Consider the following 21326-nt stretch of genomic DNA (forward strand, 5'->3'; position numbering starts at 1 on the left):
TGCGCCGCGGCTAAAGAAAGAGGTACCTGCTTCCCTCCGTGCAAAAACAGAACATATCAATGTACTTTTTCAACACGGAGGGAAGCAGGTACCTTTAGAGTTGGTGAGCCATCACGGCGAGAGACAGATTTCCAGCAGTTCTTCCTTTGGAATTCATGCCAATTTCCATCTCTTGATTTTCGGGAGCAAACAATTGTGCTCTCTCAGTGGCCTTAGCTTGCCCACGCACACGTTTTGTTACGAGAACATCCATGTAAAGACCGTTTTTTTTATTCACCTGAGATTTTTTTGCGAAAACTTCAACCAAAGTTTCTGTTTGTCCGTCATCAGAGAACTGACTTACGAAACTTTTTTTGCCGGATTTGGCTACCGTATTAATAGAGATCGGAGATTGCCCCTTAAGCCCCACGCGCATGCTCACTTGATAATTTCGAGTCGCAGCCCAAGAAGAGTTCACAGAAATTAAAAACGAAGCCGTAACAATGCTGAGAATACTTTTTTTCATTTGAACCACATCCTTGTGATTTATAAATCAATAGTGACAAGGTTTTTTGTCGTGTTCAAGCGGAATATCGAAAAAAATAAATTTGCGGAACAGCAGTTTATTCGCAAGTTCCGTGCGAAAGAAAAAGCCCTTCCCCCGCAGAAAAAAGCTTACGGAATAATATTTTAATTTTTCAAACACGTGTAGTAGTCAAGGGCATCTCCCGGTGATGTCTGCATCATTAGTAAAGTTCTAGTATATCCCGCGGGACAAGAAGTTGTTACGTCAACCCCGCGACAATTTGCACTCCCTCTAGGAGAATAATATCCACAATGTGTGCCCGGAGGATTGAAGTCAGACCATAAAGTTCCATTGCAATACTCCATGATATTTTCTGTGGAGTTATAGCGTGTTGTTCCTTTGTTTGAAGTACTGCACGCTGAGCTATCGGATCCGACACGCACGCCCCCATTCACATCCAATTTCGCCACAGGAGTTGTTGCCCCGATGCCGACATTTCCTCCATTGGATGGGTTCAAAAGAACATATCCTATCGCTCCCGTACCGGTCGCCCCTCCACCACTAAGCGAAACGTTTCCGCCGTTTGCATTGGTGCTTCCTCCACTTCCGGCATTGAGCGTTATACTGCCACCTGGGGCAGTATAAGCGCCGACTCCGGCACTTATACTAATACTTCCACCCACGTAAGCCATGTTAGTGGCCGTATTGGAATTTCCTGCGCTGATTCCAATGCCGCCACCCATGCCTTCGGCCGGTGCCATACCGGCATTGATGGTCACACCACCACCGTATCCCGATGTGGTTCCACCCGCGCCTGCTACCAGCGCAAAGCCTTGTCCGCTCGATGTCGTCGCTCCTGACGCTCCTTGAATATGTGTCGGCAAATTAGCTCCCGGAACTTCACAGACTCGGCAAGAGCTGCCACCACATGTAGCCAACAAGGTTCCCGGGCCACTTGCACCAAGATCATTCCAAGAAGACGGACAAGATGAAGACATCACCCGCGAGTTGATCGGAAGAGCCACCGCCGAAGCAGGGCTTTGACATGAAGTAAAGTTTTGAGATTGATAACCGGCAATCGCAGTTCCTGTTGCAGCTCCTAGATTAGTCCATCCGGAAGGACATGATTCCATTAATACGACAGAACTGGCTGGAATCAAAGAACTCGAAGTCGGGCTTTGACATTGGTGACAGCTTACTCCGTTACAGGTGACTAGACCAGTTCCACCTCCAGTCATGCCGTTGTCGGTCCATCCAGCCGGGCATGATGCCATTAAAAGAACCGTGTTTGCAGGAACAGAGTTTGATTGCGCCGTCATGGATATCCAATTCGTTCCAGAGCAATATTCCATAATACCGATCGTTGAGTTAAAACGCATCGCCCCCGCAAGAGAACTCGAACACGTGATGGCTTCTTCACCAACGCGAACAGCTCCTGTAACTTCCAGTGCGGTAGCCGGAGTCGCGGTTCCAACCCCGACATTGCCACCATTGTAATAAATTTTTCCAGATCCACCATCAGCCCAAGCCGTCGCAGAGGCTGGCAAGCGGGCGTTGTCAATAACTCCCGCAGTAATTGCCGAAGCATTTAATGAACCGATTGTCTGACAAGTGAATGCATCTGTAAGAGCAGACCATTGTATTTTTTCATTCGCTGCACACACGGCTGTTAACTGTTGGGCTCCCGCTGCTGTTCTTAAATCTCCGAAATTTAAGAAGGCCGCAGCGAGGCTCGTTCCATTCCAACGATAAACTTTTCCAATGTCAGCACCAGGAATAGTCCCAGTGCTCACAGCATTTCCTTGAATTTTCGCAACCGCAGGATTGGGATATGTTCCTGACAAATCTCCGCCAGCAGAACCTGTTGGAGTACGCGCATCCGTAAATCTTGCATCATTGCCCGCCGCTAAAGTATTCACCGCAGTTCCTACGTTGGCTGTAATCACGGGAGTTGACGTTGTCGTCGCAACAGACAAGTAGGCATTGGCAGACGTGACTTCCGTCACAGTCCCAGGATTTCCCGCTGCCGGAGTTTGCCATGTTGCCAAACCCACAGCATCTGACGTTAACACTTTTCCAGCGCCAGGTGTGCCGCCAGTGATTTTCACTTGACCCACAACCTCAAGACTCGCGCCGGGACTGGCTGTTCCAATACCAACTCTTTGATTAGTTCCTGATAAAACCAATGTTGGAGTTGCTGAGGCATCATTTCCAGCGAAGAATTGAATATTTTTATTTGGTACAGGCTGAATAATATTTAACCCATTATTAGATCCGCCCGCGCGAATAAAGACACTGCCTGCTGTCCCGTAAGTTGGCAATGATGTATTGTTAGCTCCCAAAACTCCGAACGAATAAGCTGTCGTGCCGTTGCTCAATTGAATTTGCATGCCGGCTGATGTCCCAGCACTGTTGTTGGATCCCACCAAAGCGGATTTAATGGCATCCGTGTTTGAAACCACTTCCAGAGGATTAGTCGGACCTGTCGTTCCGATCCCCACATTGCCGGAAGCATCAATCGTCATTCGCGTATTGGTAGGCGCGTTGAGATCGAGGTTCGAGCTCGTTGCAAAACTCATAGGGCCGCTAGCCAGCAAAGATGTTCCCGCTGTTCCCGCGGCGACAACAAATTTGTGACCGGAACCGCTGGAGTTGGAAACTAAAAAGCCCGTTGCGTAAGTGCCGCTTCCGTTATTATCAACACGTGCGACATAATCAGTGGAGCTAATAGGAGTTTTAGACACGTGAAGTTTCGATCCTGGCGAACTAGAACCAATACCCACATTTCCACCTGAAGGTGTCATCCAAATATCATTGTTAGAGTTATTAAATTCGATCGCTGTATGGTCTGTAGAAGCGTAGTAGTTATTGATCCATAAATTCGTGTTTCCGCCATTGCGAACTCGGAAAGAACCTTTCATTGTACTTGAGGATGGCGCTATTCCCGTAGAGGCAACATGTAAGTTATATCCACCACCGTTAGCCGAAGCTCCCGTATAAACCAAGTTGGTTCCTTCAGAATAACTTCCATTGCTAGAGTAAGTAATAACATCGCCACGAACATCCAGCGTTCTTACTGGAGACGTAGCACCAATTCCAACACTCCCTGAGGAATCAATGCGCACACGTTCACTTCCGCCAGTGCTCAAACCAATTGCATCTTGCGCGGGCAAGAAAAGCCCCGTGTTGTTTCCAGTATCACTCGAGAATGTAACACCAGGTGCTGCTGCTGTCCCGCTAGCTGCCTTCAACGCGCCTGTCATTGCAACAGTACCGTCGGCTTTAAAGTCACCACTTCCCGAAGCTGGAGAAAGCCAGCTTAAAGTGCCAGTGCCATTTGTACTTAAAACCTGTCCATTTGTTCCATCGACATCTGGCAATGTCCAAGTGACATTTGTTCCCACTGTCGCAGGCGCACGAAGCCCCACATAATTCGAAGAATCAGAATCCGCAAATCTCACAGAGTTTTGCGCATTCATTTGAATGTAGTTCGAGAAAGCTTTCGCACCACTGATCGTTTGAGTCGTTGTTTTATCAACAAGTCCCGCAGCATCCGGAGAACCACTGGACCAAGTGGTCGCACCCGTTGCATACACAACGTTGCCTGCACTTCCGGCAGCCAAAGACGTGACGGCTCCTGTTCCAGATCCGACTAAAAGATTTCCAGATCCCAAGGAGCTTGCACCTGTACCACCGTTGGCAACAGGAACAAGACCCGACAAATCTGTTGCGGCATTAACAGCCGCATTCACCCAGTTTGTTCCATCATATCTCAGCACTTGACCCGCTGAGTACGCAATTGGAACTACACTTTTTCCTTTGATCTTATCAACAATCGTAGCATTGTAAGCGCCGCTGACATCACCAGAGAAAGTTGTCGACGTTCCAAGCTTAGCATTAAATGAGTCGTAATCTGTTTTAGAAATAAGACCTGCAGTCACACTTGAAGCAGAAGCCATTGGAATGTTTAATGTGTGTGCCGATCCCGAAGAGGACCACTCTGGTGCATTGCCCGAAGTCCCAGGAGTTGCAAATGTTTGAGTATTTCCAGTCAAACCATTCAAAGAAGTAATCCCAGCTCCACTGGCAGCAAAAGCAGTCCAAGCTGTGCCATTACAATATTCGACATTGCCACTATTATAACGAATGGCTCCCGCAATTCCCGCAGCACATGCTGTTGAATCAGTACCGACGCGAACTGCGCCCGCAACATCGAGTTTTGTCGCTGGTGAACTTACACCGACTCCGACATTGCCAGTGCCATCTTTGATCGTCAGTCTGGTGTTTGACCAGCTCGTTTTTAAAGCCAAGTCAGCTCCATTAAATCCGTAAACAGCACCGCTAGAGTTATTCATTCCACCATTGATTTGCGCAGAATTACCAGTGATGGTTCCATTCACGTCCAACTCAGAACCTGGATTTGATGTATTGATTCCGACCCAACCATAGCTTTTAATGCGCATAGCTTCGACAAGGGCCGCTGAGTCCGTTGTCAGAAAGGCTAGGTCCCCTTTACGAGTTGTTCCATTTCCTGTGTAGATCGACGACACTGCTGCAACCTCATTCGAAGTTACACCATTATATCGAGGATAAAATCCAATGCGCCCAATTTCAGAATCTGCTGCCTGATTACTTCCAGAATTATTATTGATGAAACTCATTGCAACAGCAGCGTCATTTTGAATAGCTAATTTCGTCGCGGGAGAACTCGTCCCAATCCCCACATCCCCATCGGATTGAATAGTTACTCTTTTCGTCATGGTGCCTGTGTCAGCTCCTCTTGTGCTCAGGAAAAGATCGCCGTAGTGGTTCGTCTGGTCTGTATTAACTGTACCAATCTGACCAACTTGAATACTGCCACCATCAGCAAAGCTGAGTACGTTCATTGTATTATTTGTCGCCGAAGTGTTTCTCAATATCAGCCCATACTCAGCTGGCACTAATGTACCGTAGTTTGTTTGAGTACTTGTAACCTCCGACTGAAGTCGCGAAAGCGGATTGCTTGTACCGATTCCCACGTTACCGGACGTATTGATTGTCATGCGTGTGCTGTTGTTGGTTTTGAATCCCAGTGAGTTTGCATCGTTGGTTCCCAATGAAGCCGCGCCAAAACTATTTCCGCCATTTTTAAAATAAGTCGAATCGTAAGCATTCGCAGGAAGGTCTGCTGTTGCAATTGGTCTAAACGTCGGAGCCCCCGCACTGCCATTCGGAGCCGCTAAGAATGTATTTGCAGTTTTTGATGAATAAGTGATTTGTGAATCACCAATAGCGATCGTCGAACAAGCTAAAGTGTCATTCAAAGAAACCCATGTGAGTGTTTGTCCCGCAGTACAAGCTGTCGCGGGAAAAGCCGTGCTCGTAGGAACGACACTTGAATGAATGTCCGACAAACTCAAATAACCTGGAGCATATTGAGTCGATCCATCATAGCGAAGCACATGTCCTGCTGCTGAAGGAGTTGTGGAACTCACAGCCATACCTTGAATTTTTGCGACAGTCGGATTTGGATAAGTACCGCCTAAGTCTCCACCCGCACTTCCGCCAGGAGCCACTCCGGAAATCGTAACGTTGGTAGCTGCTGTCAAACGTCCTTGAGCATCAACCGTAAACGACGGAACTTGTGTCGCCGATCCATATGAGCCCGTTGTCACCGCTGTATTTGCAAGCCCAATAGTTCCGCTTCCCGTGATCGTACCACCACTAAGACCTGTTCCTGCCGTGACTGAAGTGACAGTTCCGCCCGTTCCGCCAGCAGAGCTGACTAGATCCCAAGAAGATCCATTGTATCTATAAATTTTTTGCGAATCCGTCGCGACGAAAAGATCCCCATCCGCTGGAGTCCCTGGTTTACTTGTATCAAGACCTGCAGAGATATTTCCGACGCCCCCAGCGTTTTTAACGGCGTCAGTAATTCCATATCCAGATAGTGTGGTTGGAACTCCGCCTGTGATTTTACTCCAATTTAAATTTGGAATATCCGCGGCAACTAAAGCCGCACTTCCAGAAGTCACTCGACCTTGGGCATCCGTAGTCACTTTATAGTAGGTTCCCGCAGTTCCTGTATTTACCAAGCTGAGCGTCGTTGATCCAGCCGAAGAGGTCACATCACCTGAAAACGCTGGCAGACTTGCCGCTGGAATTGCTCCATTTAAATCTGCGGCATTGAGTGTTGAATTCACAAATGCAGTTCCATCGTACTTAAGATACTCACCACTCGCAGGAGTTGTAATCGTCAAAGTACTACCTTGAAGTTTTGCTACTGTAGCTGGAGCAGCCCCTGGCCCACTGGCTGTCACATCCCCCGCCAGAGATGTCACATAGTTGCCTGCAGGTTGTTTATTATTAAAAGTATTCCAATCAGCAGAAGACAAATAACCGGCACTACCACTTCCCGCTTGGGAGATTGACACAACAGGTGTACTCGTTCCCGTCGCAACACTAATGGGTGCTGTGCCGGAAACATTTGTGACCGTTCCAGTACCAGCACTATCGCTAGCTGGAGCCCACTTGGCACCATCAAACTTCAATACTTGTCCTGATGTAGGTGCTACGGCATCAACCTCAACGCCTTTGATTTTATCAACACTGACAGCACCGATAGATCCGCTCACGTCCCCTGCAACGCCCACATTAACGGACTGGCACTGAAAGTTACCAGCAACGGAATTCCAGTACATGGTTTGGCTTGACGTACATGAAGCAGAACTGACATAAGAATTGAAAGCACTTTGAGTTAAGTATGTCGAACTTAAATTCGCAACATCTGAAATTGCGACAGTGGCATTCACCCAATTCGTTCCATCATATTTTAAAAACTGCCCCGATGTCAGAGATGAAACAGCTACTGATGTCCCATTGATTTTTGCCACTGAAGGATTTGGATAGGTTCCAGATAAATCCCCACCGGCAGTTCCAGTCGGAGTCCGTGAATCACTAAAGCGGTTGTCATTTCCTTGCGCCACAGTTCCAGCCGCGGAACCAAAGACAACTCCCACCGTTTTCGTTGTCGTACCAGAAACACTGACTCCGGCCCCAGCGACAACATCGGTAACGACACCCGATCCACCTGCATCCGTGACACAATTGAAATTAGTTCCATCAAAAGTAATAACTTGTCCTGCACTACAAGCGGAACCAGGAACATGTGTCTTTTGAACAAAGTCATCAGGGCCCAAAGTTCCTAATTTTGCAGCTGAATAAGCGGAATGAGAAAATGGTACGGAACGAATAACGTTGGAAGGACTGATTTGTTTCCATCCCGTGCCATCATGAAACTGTACTTTTAAAATACGAAGATCATCTTCTAAAGCCGTATAAGTAGATCCACCAGAACAAGCATGATCCACAGAATTTATGAAGGCTTGAGAGATTTTATAGACAGGACCTGTTGGAAATAATCTAGTTCCGCTTCCAATGGCCACATCAAAAACACCATTGGAGTTTGTCATGTTGATGCCGTCAACTTGTTCACGATAGATCACGCAACTTCCATTGGGATTGGCAATCTCAAAAAGAAAGCTGACGTTATTGTATTCTAAGCCTGTGCCGTCCGATTTTAATATACGTCCTTGATAGGTTAAGCTTTCCGGAGTTGCTTCTGCTCTTTGAAGCGGAAAGCAAAGAATTGAAACTAGAACGACCGTGATTTTTGTGAGACTCCAACTACATTCCATATGTATAGTAGTTCGGCAGAATGATCACAGTCATGAAGCTGTAAAAACTCGATTAAAATTATATCGTTGCTTTTTCAAAAACTCGCAACAACACAATCTGAATTTAAATTATTTTAAAGACTTTTCCATTCGTTCGAGACGCAATTTAAATTCAGCATTCTCTTGTTTCATCATTTCAACGGTCTTTTTGAGTTCAGCATTTTCTTTCTCTAAAACTTGCTGTCCCTTTTTCAGCTGAAAATTATCAATCCTTAACGAAGCGATATCGCGAGTGTTGCGATCTATTTTCAAAGATAAATCTAACATCTGTCTTTCACTGGCCCTACACATCCCGTAAAGCTCTTTTGTTGATTGAATCAAAGGTGAAACCAATGCCGCGTAATCCACCATCTTGTAACCAGAGTCTGGATTTTCAATAACTGTTGTCGGAAAAACTTTTTCCACTTCTTGCGCGATCACTCCGATGTCATGGCGACCAGGACTTAAGGCTTTTTCATTCCAATCGAATTCCACACCGCGAAGACTTAAAATCTTTGCCAGTGCATTGGGAATTTCTTTGATATTCGTTTTAAGTCTTCTATCAGACGTACAGTTCGTTGCACCAGATCCACCACCAAGCGTACAGTCCGTCGAACCTTGCACGCGAAGATTGCCAACGACATGAAGTTTTTCCGATGGAGCCGTCGTTCCAATACCTACGTTCCCACCAGAGCTGGCAATAACAACATTTCCGTAAGCACCGGCTCCTCCTGGAGCACCCCCATTTATAATCGCGTTACCACCATTAGCATCTGTGGCTCCTCCGGCTCCTCCGACAAGAGATACGGCTCCACCTTGATAAGCTCCGGATCCGGCACCTCCAGCAACTGTAGCTGCACCTCCAGCTCCTAGAGTCGCACCACCATTACCACCTGTGAGCGATGCAGCTCCACCTTGTCCTGAAGATGCTCCGGTTCCACCCGTGATAGTGACTCCTCCGCCTCGTGATAAAATGGGACTTCCACTAAAAAATGCTCCCACACCACCCGTGATTAACACATTACCACCAGTTTTGCTTGTGGCCGCCGCGACGGCATTACCTGCTGTGAGAACAATGTTTCCACCGACATTGCTCGTACCCGCCGCTGCATTTTGTCCGATGAGATTAATTGCTGAACCCGCTCCAGAAGCATTCGTTCCACCTTGAACATCAAGAGGGCCTGCAGGAGAAGCCGTGCCGATACCGACGTAACCAGATGAGCGGATGGTCATTCGAGTTGACAAGCCACCTCCGGTCGGCTTCGTATCAAAGTCGATCCGACCATCATCAGTGCTGGATTCGGCGATAAATCGTACGCGTGCGACGGATATATCTCCACCACTAGCATTATTTACGACGTTGATATAAGCTAGATTGTTTCCCCCACCCGACCTACTGCCTTTTAAAGATATTTGAGAATCACCGGCCCCAGCTGTATTGTTAGTTTCGACCATCAAGGCAGGATATTGCGTTCCCGCGACGTGTAATCGCACAGAGGGGGACGTTGTTCCTATCCCAACGTTACCATCTGGATTAATTCTCATACGTTCAACGTAAGCCGTTGCACCATCAGGAGTCGTCGAGAATGATAAATAAGCTGGCGTATCCGAATTACTTGTCCATGCTTTCGAAGCAAATCCTTCAATTCGCGCCTGGCCTTTACTTGTTTCAGTGTCCGCGCCAAAACCAAGGACCCCCATTCTCTGCCCAGCAGCCGTCGGAAGCGCTGTTGAATTACTCCAAATTCCCGACTGTCCAATCCCAGCTGAAACTTGCAGTGGCGCTGTTGGGGCTGTTGTCCCGATACCCACTTTACCAGTTCCATCAATACGCATTCGCTCAGCACCATTAGTATAAATCGTAATAGGATTCGCTCCGCCATTATAAAGATTCAGAGTATTGGGAGCCGTGGTGTGGCCCGTTCCCCGAAGCTGGAGACCACCGGATATTGTTCCATTATCAAGAATATATCTAGTGTCTCCGGATGCACCAGCATCGTCATTTTTCACGTGAACCGAAACAGTTCCATTGACCGCTTGATATAAATCCAACAAATAGCCCGGGTTATTCGTTCCGATACCAACATTGCCACCGCTTGGCGCGATGATCACTTTGCCCTTCGTCACATCCGAGGTGGAATCCAAAGTCAAATTTCCACTTGCGGCAGCTCCACCGTAAATGATTGGAGAATAAATACTTGTTCCAGAAGAAATGCTGCCGCTGGAATAAATATTTCCGTCAGCGTTAATATTTCCACTAACACCAACACCACCACTCACGACTAAGGCACCATTATTTGACGCCGTTGAAGCTTGACCACTTGTCAATGTCATCACACTTGGAGAAGTCACTACGCCTGTACCTGAAGCTTGCAGTGTCACATTTTGATTTGTTCCACCCGCAGCCACTGTCACGGCGCCAGATGAATTTGTTGTGATGTTTGATCCACCGGCAGACGTTGTTAAGCTGACCCAAGCGCCATTCTGATAAACTTCAGGTAAATTCGTTGTGGTATTATAGCGAAGCATCCCGTTCAGCGGAGCCCCCGGCTGTTGCGCCGTCGTTCCATTTGGTAAACGGAGAGCATCTGTCTTAGATCCGATATCAAGTGAAACGGAGGGAGAAGATGTGCCGACACCGACATTACCCGACGAGCTGATACGCATTCTTTCAGTCAGAGCAGAAACATCATTTCCATCATTGACTTTGAAAACGATACTCGATGGCGTCACACCCGTAGACCAATCAGAATCCGTAACGATAGCAATATTGCCTGCCGACACTCCTGTGCCAGCCGTATCAACAATCCCACTTCCACCAAAGGTCACGATCGTATCCCCGGAAAGAACAGGCGAATAAGTACTACTCGTCGCGCCTCTGTTTTTCACGCCCCATATTCCCGAGCCCGAATTATGATTCCCGTAGCGAGTCGCATAAATAGAGCTGTCTGCCCAACCAGTACCTAAAACATGGAGTTTCGACTCGGGTAAGGATGTTCCAATACCCACGTTTCCACCCATAACAGAAACACCTGAACCAGACGACAATCTTTCTATGTAAGTATCTGGAGGATTCGTACCGTCGCCGAATGAAACTCTGCCAGCGCCACTGATGGCCAGACGATCATTGGCGTCGCCGCTAACTCTTGAACGAATTGCATTATTTGAACCCGCAGCTGATTCAGCAATTATTTGCGCATCTTTGGTAACGCGAATCTTGCGAACCGAATCAACATCGTTCACAGAAAGAAGATCAATAGTTGCGCCGGAAGTTTCATTAACTTCCAGCTTCGCAGTGGGGCTTGCGATTCCCACTCCGACATTTCCTGAAGGATCAATTGTCACTTGGGTCGAATTATTAGTTTTGAATGCCAAAGAATTATTATCGTTAGTTCCCAAAGTAGCAGAGCCACCAAAACTGTTCCCGCCATTTTTAAAATAGGTCGAGTCATAAGCATTTGCTGGTAAATCCGCTGCTGCAATCGTTCTAAACGTTGGTGCGCCAGCACTTCCATTGGGTGCAGCCAAAAATGTATTCGCCGTTTTTGAAGTATAAGTGATCTGTGTATCGCTAATTGAAATATTAGAACAAACCCAAGATCCCGACGGCGAAGAAAACGTCAACGTCTGTCCTGAGGCACAATTCGCCGGCATTTGTCCCGCATTGATTTTGTTTGAAAGCTGAGTTGATAAGCCCGAGATATCAGAAATTCCTAAGGCAACGTTGATCCAGTTGGTGCCATCATATTTTAATAGTTCACCTGAAGCTAAAGTCGTGATTACAATGGGCTTCGTCTGAATTTTACCAACGGTAGAGATACCCGCATTTGTGATCGTGACGTCTCCGCTTAAAGTCACAGCGGTTGCTACGTTAGAACTGCTACCTATCCACACTTTTCCGTCTGCAAGAGCAGAAGATTGTTTATTATTAAAATTATCGTAGTCCGTCTTATTAATCAAACCTGCCGTTACGCCCGCACCTGATGCCATTGGAATATTCAAAGTATGCGCATCACCCGCAGAATTCCAATTGGGAGCTGTCCCTGCACTCCCCGGAGTTGCCAATGTCTGTGCATTCCCTGTCTGGCCATTGAAACTTTGCAGACCACTGCCTGCAACACCTAGAGTTTTCGCCGAAGATCCATCCCAATATTTTACTTCATTTGTCGTTGAGTTATACCAAACTTTACCCTTATCCGCAGTTGCCAAACCAGAGGGATCGGAACTGTTATTGGAAAGATGTAAGCTCTTCCCAGCAGCCATTGTGACATATCCAACATTCGTTAAATTATTGTTGGACATCTCAATAGCACCGGTCATCGTGCCGCCAGCTAATGGCAATTTCGCGCTATCATCAATATTGCGACAAGTGAAGACACCCGTCGCAATATTGTAGCTCAAAGTTTGTTGGGAACTATCACAAGTGACAAGACTGCTTTTCGCAACTTTTCCATCCAGCGTTGTTTGCAAATTGCTGACGTCACTGACGGCAAGAGCGGATGGAGTCCATGAGCCAGAGTTGTATTTTAAAAATTCGCCATCATTTGGAGTTGTCGCCGAAATAGTCTTACCTTGGATTTTTACGACGGAAGGACTTGGCAATGTTCCAGATAAATCTCCGCCAAGAGCAGTCGCACTTTGAAATGCGCCCGTGATACGACTGTCATTACCCGCAGCCAATGTACTGGCCGTCGTTCCGACACTCACAGACACTTGCGCCGTACTTCCGGACATCGTCACCGTAACGGGAGACGTCCCTGTTACATTCGTTACGACACCCGAAGCTCCCGCATCGTTTTGACAGACAAAATTAGTTCCATCGAAAGTCAGATATTGATTCGCTCCGCAAGTTGTCAGAGATGTTTTTAAAACAAAGTCGTTGCTTGTTTTATCACCCAGTTGTTGCGCCACTTTTGAATATGCAGCATAAGGCACAGAGCGAATATCACTGTCCGGAGAAATCAACTTCCATCCTACAGCATCCTTGAACTGCACGCGAAGTTTTCGTTTATCTCCGTCCGCCGAAGTATATGTACCACCAGCGGCACAGTTAAATGTCTTTGTATTATCAAAAGCTTCTAGAAGAGTGAACGTCGGAGACGCAGGAAAACTTTTAGTTCCAGTACCAATAGGAATATCAAAAACTCCATTGGAGTTTCTCATATCATTTACTTGCGAAACTTCACGATAAAGAACACAAGTTCCTGTTGGATTTGTGATCTCAAATTGAAACTGGACCGCTTCATACTCCAGAGGACTTCCGGAAGAATCAAGAATACGACCTTGATAGGTCAGAGAGCCAGGGCTTGCGTAAGCACTGGAATGAAAAGAGAAAATAGCTGTGAATGCAATGGCGAAAAAAGCTGTTACGTACATAGTACATTACCTATCGGTAAAGATTTTTTTACACTAAATAGAAAGCACCCCAAAATTGTTGCTTAAAATTTGAAAGCCACATCAATTATCAAAATATATTCACGTTCTATTATAAATCTATTAATTGCATCGTCTTGAGAGAATCCCGAGTGCAAATTTTCTCGACCTCTCTAAATATACCGTCGTTGGATTTTCCATCTTTGTACTTCGGATAAAAATACGCGAAGCTGTTTAATAAACAATCTGCATTTTTTTTAGCGCTGCAGTAGCTTTCGGAGATTTTGAAAGCATGGTTTCTTGAAACTGCATAGTAATTATGAGAATTCATATAGCCATAAAAATAGCCAAATGCTTTCCTTAAACAGTCTCCGTTCTCGACTTTTACACAATACTCTTTCGCAGCCTTCGTCGCGTCTTTTTTGGACAAATTCTTGTAATATGCCGATTGAAAATAAATATAAGCTTCATCGAAACATGACTTTTCAATTTCTTCAGAAAATGACAACTCAGAGAAAAATACAATTACGCAGATCGCAAATGTTTTCATAGAGCCGCAAAAGTGGTTCCAGCAAAAGTGACCACGTACTGAGAAGCGATTAAGAACAAGAAAATCTTTTTTAAATAAGAGCTTTTCATAAAATACCCATCAATTGTTCAAGAGAGTGTTTTTGTTATCCTGATAGCGATTCTTCACTTTTTCCCAATTTGATTTTCCGCCGGAACCTGTAACTTCTTTTACCCACGCCTCTTGTCCCCCCACTCCCTTGTTGGGATCTTTAGCGCCTCCGGGAAGATACGCCCGATATTGAGAACTGGAAGAACCCGATGAAAAAGAAGACCCGAAACGTCCTCCGCCGCCACCGCCACTGGCTCCATCAAGAACATTTGAATTTAGTGATTTTTTGTTCGCGCCATCATGACCTCCCGGAGCCGCCCCAGAGCCCCCGCCAGCGCCACCACTTAGGCCTGCAGAACTTCCTGCGGGAAGACTTCCGCCACCACCATCACTGCTGCTTGGATTTCTGAAACCATCAATTCCGTTTGGAGTGTTACTTAAACCAGGCCCCTCGGATTTCGCTTGAAGATTGTTTTTATCAGTTGCTCCCGTTTTTATTCCACTGCTGTCAGTCAGAGCGCTTTTTTGCAAAGTATTCGCGCAACCCGCTGTGCGAGGATTTTTTATGCAAATGCATTCAGGTGAATTGGGATTTCTGCAAACGCATTCTTCTGTTTTTGCTTTAGTAGAATCCGAACACATATCAGCAGCAGCAACTGAGGCTGTTCCTCGAGAGGCTTCTTCACAAGCTGAGGCTTGCTTCATTGAATCAATCATCGAGGCTATACCCGTGACGGCGGAAGCGACCATATTTACGTAGGAATACGTGCATGCAACATTTTTCAGGGCGATAGATTTATTCTCAGTGTCTATCTTTCCCTTCTCGTCATTATCTTTATTCGCAATTGATTTAATCTCTTCAAACTTTGCATCTCTAAGCGCGATGAAGTCTGCACAGGCCGACAAAGCCGTTCCCATCTGCACAGCAGGTGTCTTCGGGTCCACACTGCAACTAAAGGATTCATGCGCGTTTACGATTTCAAGAATACGTTTGAGATTTGTTTGAACAGTGGAACACGATAACTCGCATGCCGCCCTCGCTGTTGAACAAGCAGTCACATAGGCCGTCAAACCTGCTTTAACGGTAGACATGGCTTGGCCCATACCACTACAAGAGTCATTGATCCCAAACGCAGCTCCAAACATATTTGCATAGATATTCATTTGATTGAGTGTCTCTTGAAGCTTTGGACTGGTTTTCTCGCTACAAACATAGGAAGCGGCACTCTGAGTCTTTACACAGGCCCCGTGTCCGTTGGAATACCACGATGCCGCACTATCTAATGCCTTGAGACTTTCGGGGTTATTGATCATAACGCCCAGTACAGGCATTTTTTTTGCTTCTTGCACAATCAGCGATGTCGCCGCTTTCACTTTTTGCGCTTCGTCCGTATAACCACCATCACTAACCTTGATTCGAGCATCTTCACTTGTATTCACGACGGAAGGGGCGCCTTCTTCAGAGAATCCCACCGAACTCATCAACAACGACGTCGAAAGAAAGAAAATCCAGAATGACTTCATCACATCTCCCCTTTGTTGATGCTCTTGATCTGTTTTTCATGTCGGTAAACAAATTCTGTTTTTGAAGAGGGTATTTCAAGTATCGTTGCCCTAAAAAGCAAAAAGCAACGACTACGGACCTACTGTCACAGGCAAACTATAATCTGAAATATTCCCAGAATAATCGACAGCTTGAATTCGATAAGTGTAACTCATTCCCTGCAGCAAATAAGAATCATCGAATGCAGCACCTGGCACTACAGTATATAGAATACCGTTACGTTCAATCAAATACTTTTGGACACCGCGATCATCATTGGAAGACGACCACGACAAGTGAATAACTGTCGTCGTTACTGCACGTCGACCTTTCCCCGAAGTGACAGTTTTCACGGAGGCTTGCAAATTCAAAGGGACTGATGGCGCAGTAACATCCGGAGTACTCACTTCAATATGAACATTGCCATAGGTTGTATCTCGTGAAAGCAACTGCACTTTAAATGCACCTGTTGGATCTATCCAGACTTCCCCAGCTTTCACAGTCCCAACAAGATAGGATCGGGTTCCCAAACCAGCCCTATGCACACTAATGGAATCTAAAAATCCCGAACTTAAAATGGAATCAAATCCAAGGCCGCGACGATACGACAAATAATAAGAATCCGTTGTTCCAACAATAGGGACCTTAACAGCTTGAAGATCGTTAACATCTTGTTCCAGATGAGCAACTCTGTAATCAGCAATCGTTCCCACCATGCCGCTCATGTTCGCAATACGCGACGACGGAATCCATCCCATAGCAATCTTATGAACAGAGTTAAAGTGAGGTGTTGATGAAGGATCCCCCATCACGTCGGAATGATCCGCATACTCGCCACCAGCGCTGGACGCATGATTCATCCCAAGACTATGACCAAGCTCGTGAGCATAAACCATCGAGTTGCTGCATCCACTGCTATCAATGAAAACTTTATTACCGCCAGTAAAGGCAGCCCCCGTCCAACCACATTTTAAAGAATTAGGAGGAAGAACGTAAACTCGCTTCTGAAACAGATTAAGATCATAACCTGCCTGAGTTGCAACCGCATCACCACTAGATGACAGACTGTTTAAATCACAGTACGCTGGTGCTGCAATTGTCATGGCCTCTGTTACTGTGCCTTGAAATCCGACTTTTCCAAACGAGTTTTCTTGATAGTATTTATTAACTGAGGAGCTGCCGCTAAACATCAAACTATCAACTTGGGATTTCGTGCAGACTTGCTTCGAAGTTGGAAAGTTTAATAAAATCACCAGTGTCTTTTGAACCCCGGCTCCAACTGTCGAAGTTTCATATGTTGAAGATGACACCGGCTCCGAAGATAGAAGCGCCAGTGAAGAGCTCTCCAAAATACTGCCTTCAACAGATCAACAACAAGGTGCCGCCACCGGAATCAACGCCACCCTGCTGAAGCTGATTCTTGTTTAGTTGCTTCAGTTTTTGCGACAGATTTTTTTCTAGCTCAAGAAGATCTAATTTATCAGCCGCGATAACTGAGTGAGAGATATTCTTGGTCTCTATAACGTTTGGATAGCTCTTAAGGACGAAAATGTCCCTTTTAGATGATATGTCAAAAGTTTGAGCAGGAGCCGCTTTAGAGCTCAGAATGAATCCTGCTAGAAGTGTGAGGGCCAGTATAATTTTGCTCATATCTTATGCTAGGGATTTAGCAAAATTTAGACCGCAAATCGCAGACACAAAATGACTCCATCTCGCTGCCAAATATTTCCCAAGCAACAGTTAGTTTGTAACCTCCAAATAGGGATAGCGTTTTTGAAGTCGCTTGATAACACCCTTCTTTTCTAAATTCTCAAATGCTTTGCGGAGCGTTTCTGCTAACTCAGGACTGCTCGTCTTTGATAAGCCAAATGTGCGATGCCCTAAATCAGATAAGCGCACAATTTTTTCCATTTTGACTTTTGCATAAACGGGATTTTCTTTAACTACTTCCTTTTGAACATAATCCAACACATCTTCATCGATGGCCATATAAGGCATCCGGTGTCCCATCAATTTCATCACCAGCATTCTATCGTCCACAGTTTCATCCAAGGTGGCACCCAGTTTTTGTAGATCTTCAGCCCATGAATATCCTCGCGTCACCCCGACGACTTTTCCTTTCAGTTCCCCTTTCGACTTCAACTGAAGCTGGGCTGCTTTTTCTTTTAAAGCATAAATCCAAATACTGCGGGTCATTTTCGGACCGATCCAATTAAAATATTTTTCACGCTCCACTGGAACAGTTCCCAAGGGGTACATCAAGATGTTCGGGTTTTCGGTAGAGATTTTATAAGCTCTTTTCCAGGGAAAGACTTGAATAGGTGTATTGGCAAGGTCTACTTTTCCCTCTTTTTTAAGTTCGAGTAAAAGTTCGTCGACGATTTCAGTCATAAAACCTGCAGGTTTTCCTTTTTCATCGATATAGCTAAATGGCGGAAAATTTGCCGTCATAATCTGAAAAGAGGGGGTTTTCTTTTGGGCGAAAAGCGAAGGGCTCAGCAAAAGTACAAAAATAAAAGAGAGATATTTCACGACAGTATTTCCTTCTTACTAATCAGATACGGGAGTGCGACTTTTTTAGCAACATCAAACTCACAGAAGGGAAATTCAAACATGCGGGCAAGATTTGTCATTTTATGGACATCGTTTCGTGAACTAAATTGCGGTGGATTTTTTCACTTCTTCCTCTTAGCATTCTACATGGAGGCGGTGTGAAAACTCTGAATTCCATAGCTGTTTTATTTTTTCTATTGCTAGCGGCTTACACAGCTTACGGCAAAGAAACCATTCGTATTTCTACAGGAGAATGGTCGCCGTTTATTTCTGAGTCCTTAGAAAACAATGGCTTGATTGCTCAAATCACGCGAGAAGCGTTCGTACGCGTTGGGTTTGACATAAAGTTGGGATTTTTCCCTTGGGCACGCGCCGGCGAACTTTCCAAATCCGGCGAGTGGGATGGCACCATCGCTTTTGTCAGACTTAAAGAAAGAGAAAAAGCTTATTACTACAGCGATGTGATCTACACGGGCCAATATGTGTTCTTTCATCTGAAATCATATCCTTTGCAGTGGAACGATTATACTGATCTTAAGAATATCACTATCGCCTCCACCCGTGGATACGGAGGCATGGGAGAAAAATTTCTTCAGGCCGAAAAAAACGGCGTCATTAAAGTTCTAAGGCTCACGTCGGACACTCAGAGTTTTAATATGCTCCTAACCCAGCGAGTGCAAGCCGTGCCGAGCGATTTAGAAGTCGGTTATGTCTACCTTAAAAAACTTTATGGAAAAGACGCGAGTAAATTCACACACAGCCCGCACATTATCCATCGGGCTGACTACCATTTGGTGATTTCCAAAAAAATTAAAAATGGACCACAGCTTATTGATAAATTTAATGAGGGGCTGAAGCTTCTTCATAAGTCCGGAAGATACCAAGAAATACTGAAGTCATGGTACCGCAAACCCCTCTACAAAGAGGCTGTTCCCAACAGTTATTTAAAATAAAAGAATAAAACTATTTGTTTTTCGGTTTTTTGTGACTCACCTTTTTTTTGATTTTATTTTCATGGTATTCGGTGATTTTCAAAGTCGGAAAACTTTGCAGATGAACTATATGATGCGTCTCTTGCTTCGGAACATATTTAAAGCTGTGCGGAATATAAGCTTCTTTATAAATATCAACTTGATAAACTTTATTCTGTTCCATAGCCAATGAAACTGGAACAGCTAACGAATGAGCCTGTCCATCAACTAACATTGTTGCTCCACTCGGAACTGATGAAAATGTAATAGAGACCATTCTCGCGGGCGCGACAATGACTTTCTTTTTTTTAAAGAACCGCTCTTGAAAGGCCTCATTAAACTCTCTCAATGTGTTCTTATAACTAGCTAAATCCAGGCTATAGCTTGGGACGCTGGCATTTGGAAAATAAACCCGAAAAGCCACACTCGCAAAGCACCCAATAACTACGAAAACCAATCCAAAGAACATCCTTCCTAAAGGAATTCTTTCGTTTTCGCTAACGACCCGAAGTTGATCCATTCTCAAGACTTTTTGAGGCGGCAATCGTGGCGATAAAAAAGGGTTCACCCTCTTTAGGGTCAAAATGGTTTTTTCCAGCATGGAAACCGACTTTGGGTGCGTCTGTTTTACAGAGGGCTCCTGTCTGAACGTCTTCAACTCTTCGAATGAACTTAAATACTGTCGGACAAATGAGCGATATTTTAAGTGGTCACTCAACTCTTGAGAGGAAAACTGCGGATACACGCGATTAAGAATAAAATTAAGATCTTTTATGAGTTCCCGCGCTCCTTGATATCTGAACTCCGGCTTATGATGAAGAAGTTTTTCTAGAATCTTTTTCGAAAAATCGATGCGATTAGATTCTGCAAAGTTGAGATTATCTATCTTATACTCTATCACCTTTTTGCGAACTTCTTCGATACTGCTGCCTGAAAAGAATCGACGGTTTGTTAATAACTCCCAAAAAATAATTCCCAGAGAAAAAAGATCCGTGCGATGATCTATGGGCTCTCCGTGAATTTGCTCAGGACTCATGTAGACGACTTTGCCTTTTACAACACCGTGGGTTGTATGCTCGGATGCCGACGCCTTGGCGATTCCAAAATCAATCACTTTCACTTCGCCATCAAAGGTAAGCATAATATTATGCGGACTCAGATCTCTATGAATAAGATTCAATGGCTTGCCACTGGAAGGCTCCTGCACATGAACGGCATAATCTAATCCTTCGGCGATCTCTTTGATAATATAAAAAACCAAGGGAAGGTCGAGCAATTCTTCGCTCTCACGCAGATAAGCGATCAGTTCCCGAAGTGAAACTCCGTGGATGAACTCCATCACGAAATAGGCTTCGGAATTCACCATTCCAAAATCGAAGGTCTGCACAATATTTTGATGATTTAGGCACGCCGCAATTCGCATCTCATCCAGAAACATCTGCCTCATCTCCTGACTGTCTAAATAATCCGGAAGAGTTTTCTTCAAAGCGACAATCTTACCCAGGCCATGACTTACTGTGGATCTGGCCAGAAACACTTCTGCCATTCCTCCTTTGGCGATGGATTTTAGGATTTGATACGAACCAATACTTTTCACATATACAAAGATAAAAGCTTTTCGTTCGATAGGCGCTAACAGGAACTCACCCCACGACCATAAACCGTTGCTCAATTGCATACACAAGCAACGCTCGATGTGGCGTCAAGGTAATAGGCAAATTCCAATCTTTAGACATTTGGTATGACCTTAAATTCCTACCAAGCACCAAACTCCCTGTGCACCGATATTGCACGTACACTGAATATCCGAGGAGGTTATATGGTTTTAAAAATTCTTTTATGTGCGGCTATTCTTAGCTCTGTAGCCTGTGCCTCCACCCGCCGAGTTTTCTCGTCTTGGGGCGATCCCACAAAATCTGTGTATATTACGGATGTCACACAAAAGCCCTCTCGCGGAATCGCAAGCCAAAGAAACTAAGTCACTCATCAGAGATGTTGCATCAAAAGAAATGAAGCAACAGTTCCTTGGCAGTGGCAGACAAATCTCGACTACTCGATATAATTTGTT

The 21326-nt window shown here is 45.3% G+C and carries 10 protein-coding genes; 2 read left to right on the plus strand and 8 right to left on the minus strand.

Features of this window, described 5'->3' with window-relative positions; all coding sequences use genetic code 11:
* Positions 1 to 94: 94 nt before the first annotated feature.
* The 7 genes from AAAA78_RS10790 to AAAA78_RS10820 all read right to left on the minus strand — a co-directional run bounded on the left by AAAA78_RS10790 (position 95) and on the right by AAAA78_RS10820 (position 18185).
* Positions 95 to 505, minus strand: coding sequence for a hypothetical protein (locus AAAA78_RS10790; RefSeq protein ID WP_340592047.1), 411 nt, complete (start codon positions 503 to 505; stop codon positions 95 to 97).
* Between the two features lie 164 nt (positions 506 to 669).
* The gene (locus AAAA78_RS10795) at positions 670 to 8181 is read right to left on the minus strand and encodes a beta strand repeat-containing protein (RefSeq protein WP_340592048.1); all 7512 of its coding nucleotides are present in this window, start codon (positions 8179 to 8181) and stop codon (positions 670 to 672) included.
* Between the two features lie 108 nt (positions 8182 to 8289).
* A complete protein-coding gene (locus AAAA78_RS10800) occupies positions 8290 to 13575 on the minus strand; it encodes a tail fiber domain-containing protein (protein WP_340592049.1) in 5286 nt (1761 codons plus the stop codon).
* Between the two features lie 646 nt (positions 13576 to 14221).
* On the minus strand, positions 14222 to 15715 hold the full coding sequence (locus AAAA78_RS10805) for a hypothetical protein (RefSeq protein ID WP_340592051.1): 1494 nt from the start codon (positions 15713 to 15715) through the stop codon (positions 14222 to 14224).
* Positions 15716 to 15826: 111 nt separating this feature from the next.
* Complete coding sequence (locus tag AAAA78_RS10810; protein WP_340592052.1) at positions 15827 to 17044, minus strand: hypothetical protein; 1218 nt, start codon at positions 17042 to 17044, stop codon at positions 15827 to 15829.
* A gap of 49 nt (positions 17045 to 17093) precedes the next feature.
* Entirely contained in the window at positions 17094 to 17384 is a 291-nt protein-coding gene (locus AAAA78_RS10815) for a hypothetical protein (protein WP_340592053.1), read from the minus strand.
* 90 nt (positions 17385 to 17474) lie between these two features.
* Complete coding sequence (locus AAAA78_RS10820) at positions 17475 to 18185, minus strand: substrate-binding periplasmic protein (protein ID WP_340592054.1); 711 nt, start codon at positions 18183 to 18185, stop codon at positions 17475 to 17477.
* A gap of 260 nt (positions 18186 to 18445) precedes the next feature.
* Here AAAA78_RS10820 and AAAA78_RS10825 point away from each other — a divergent pair, with 260 nt between their 5' ends.
* Positions 18446 to 19240 carry a substrate-binding periplasmic protein gene (locus AAAA78_RS10825; protein WP_340592055.1) on the plus strand — a complete coding sequence of 265 codons (795 nt, stop codon included), beginning with the start codon at positions 18446 to 18448 and terminating at the stop codon, positions 19238 to 19240.
* Positions 19241 to 19250: 10 nt separating this feature from the next.
* Here the strand turns inward: AAAA78_RS10825 and AAAA78_RS10830 are convergent, their stop codons facing one another.
* Entirely contained in the window at positions 19251 to 20936 is a 1686-nt protein-coding gene (locus tag AAAA78_RS10830; RefSeq protein WP_340592056.1) for a serine/threonine protein kinase, read from the minus strand.
* A gap of 141 nt (positions 20937 to 21077) precedes the next feature.
* Here AAAA78_RS10830 and AAAA78_RS10835 point away from each other — a divergent pair, with 141 nt between their 5' ends.
* Positions 21078 to 21236 (plus strand): hypothetical protein, encoded by a 159-nt coding sequence (locus tag AAAA78_RS10835; RefSeq protein WP_340592057.1) that lies wholly within the window; start codon positions 21078 to 21080, stop codon positions 21234 to 21236.
* Positions 21237 to 21326: the final 90 nt, after the last annotated feature.

Source organism: Bdellovibrio sp. BCCA, assembly GCF_037996825.1.
Lineage (GTDB): Bacteria > Bdellovibrionota > Bdellovibrionia > Bdellovibrionales > Bdellovibrionaceae > Bdellovibrio.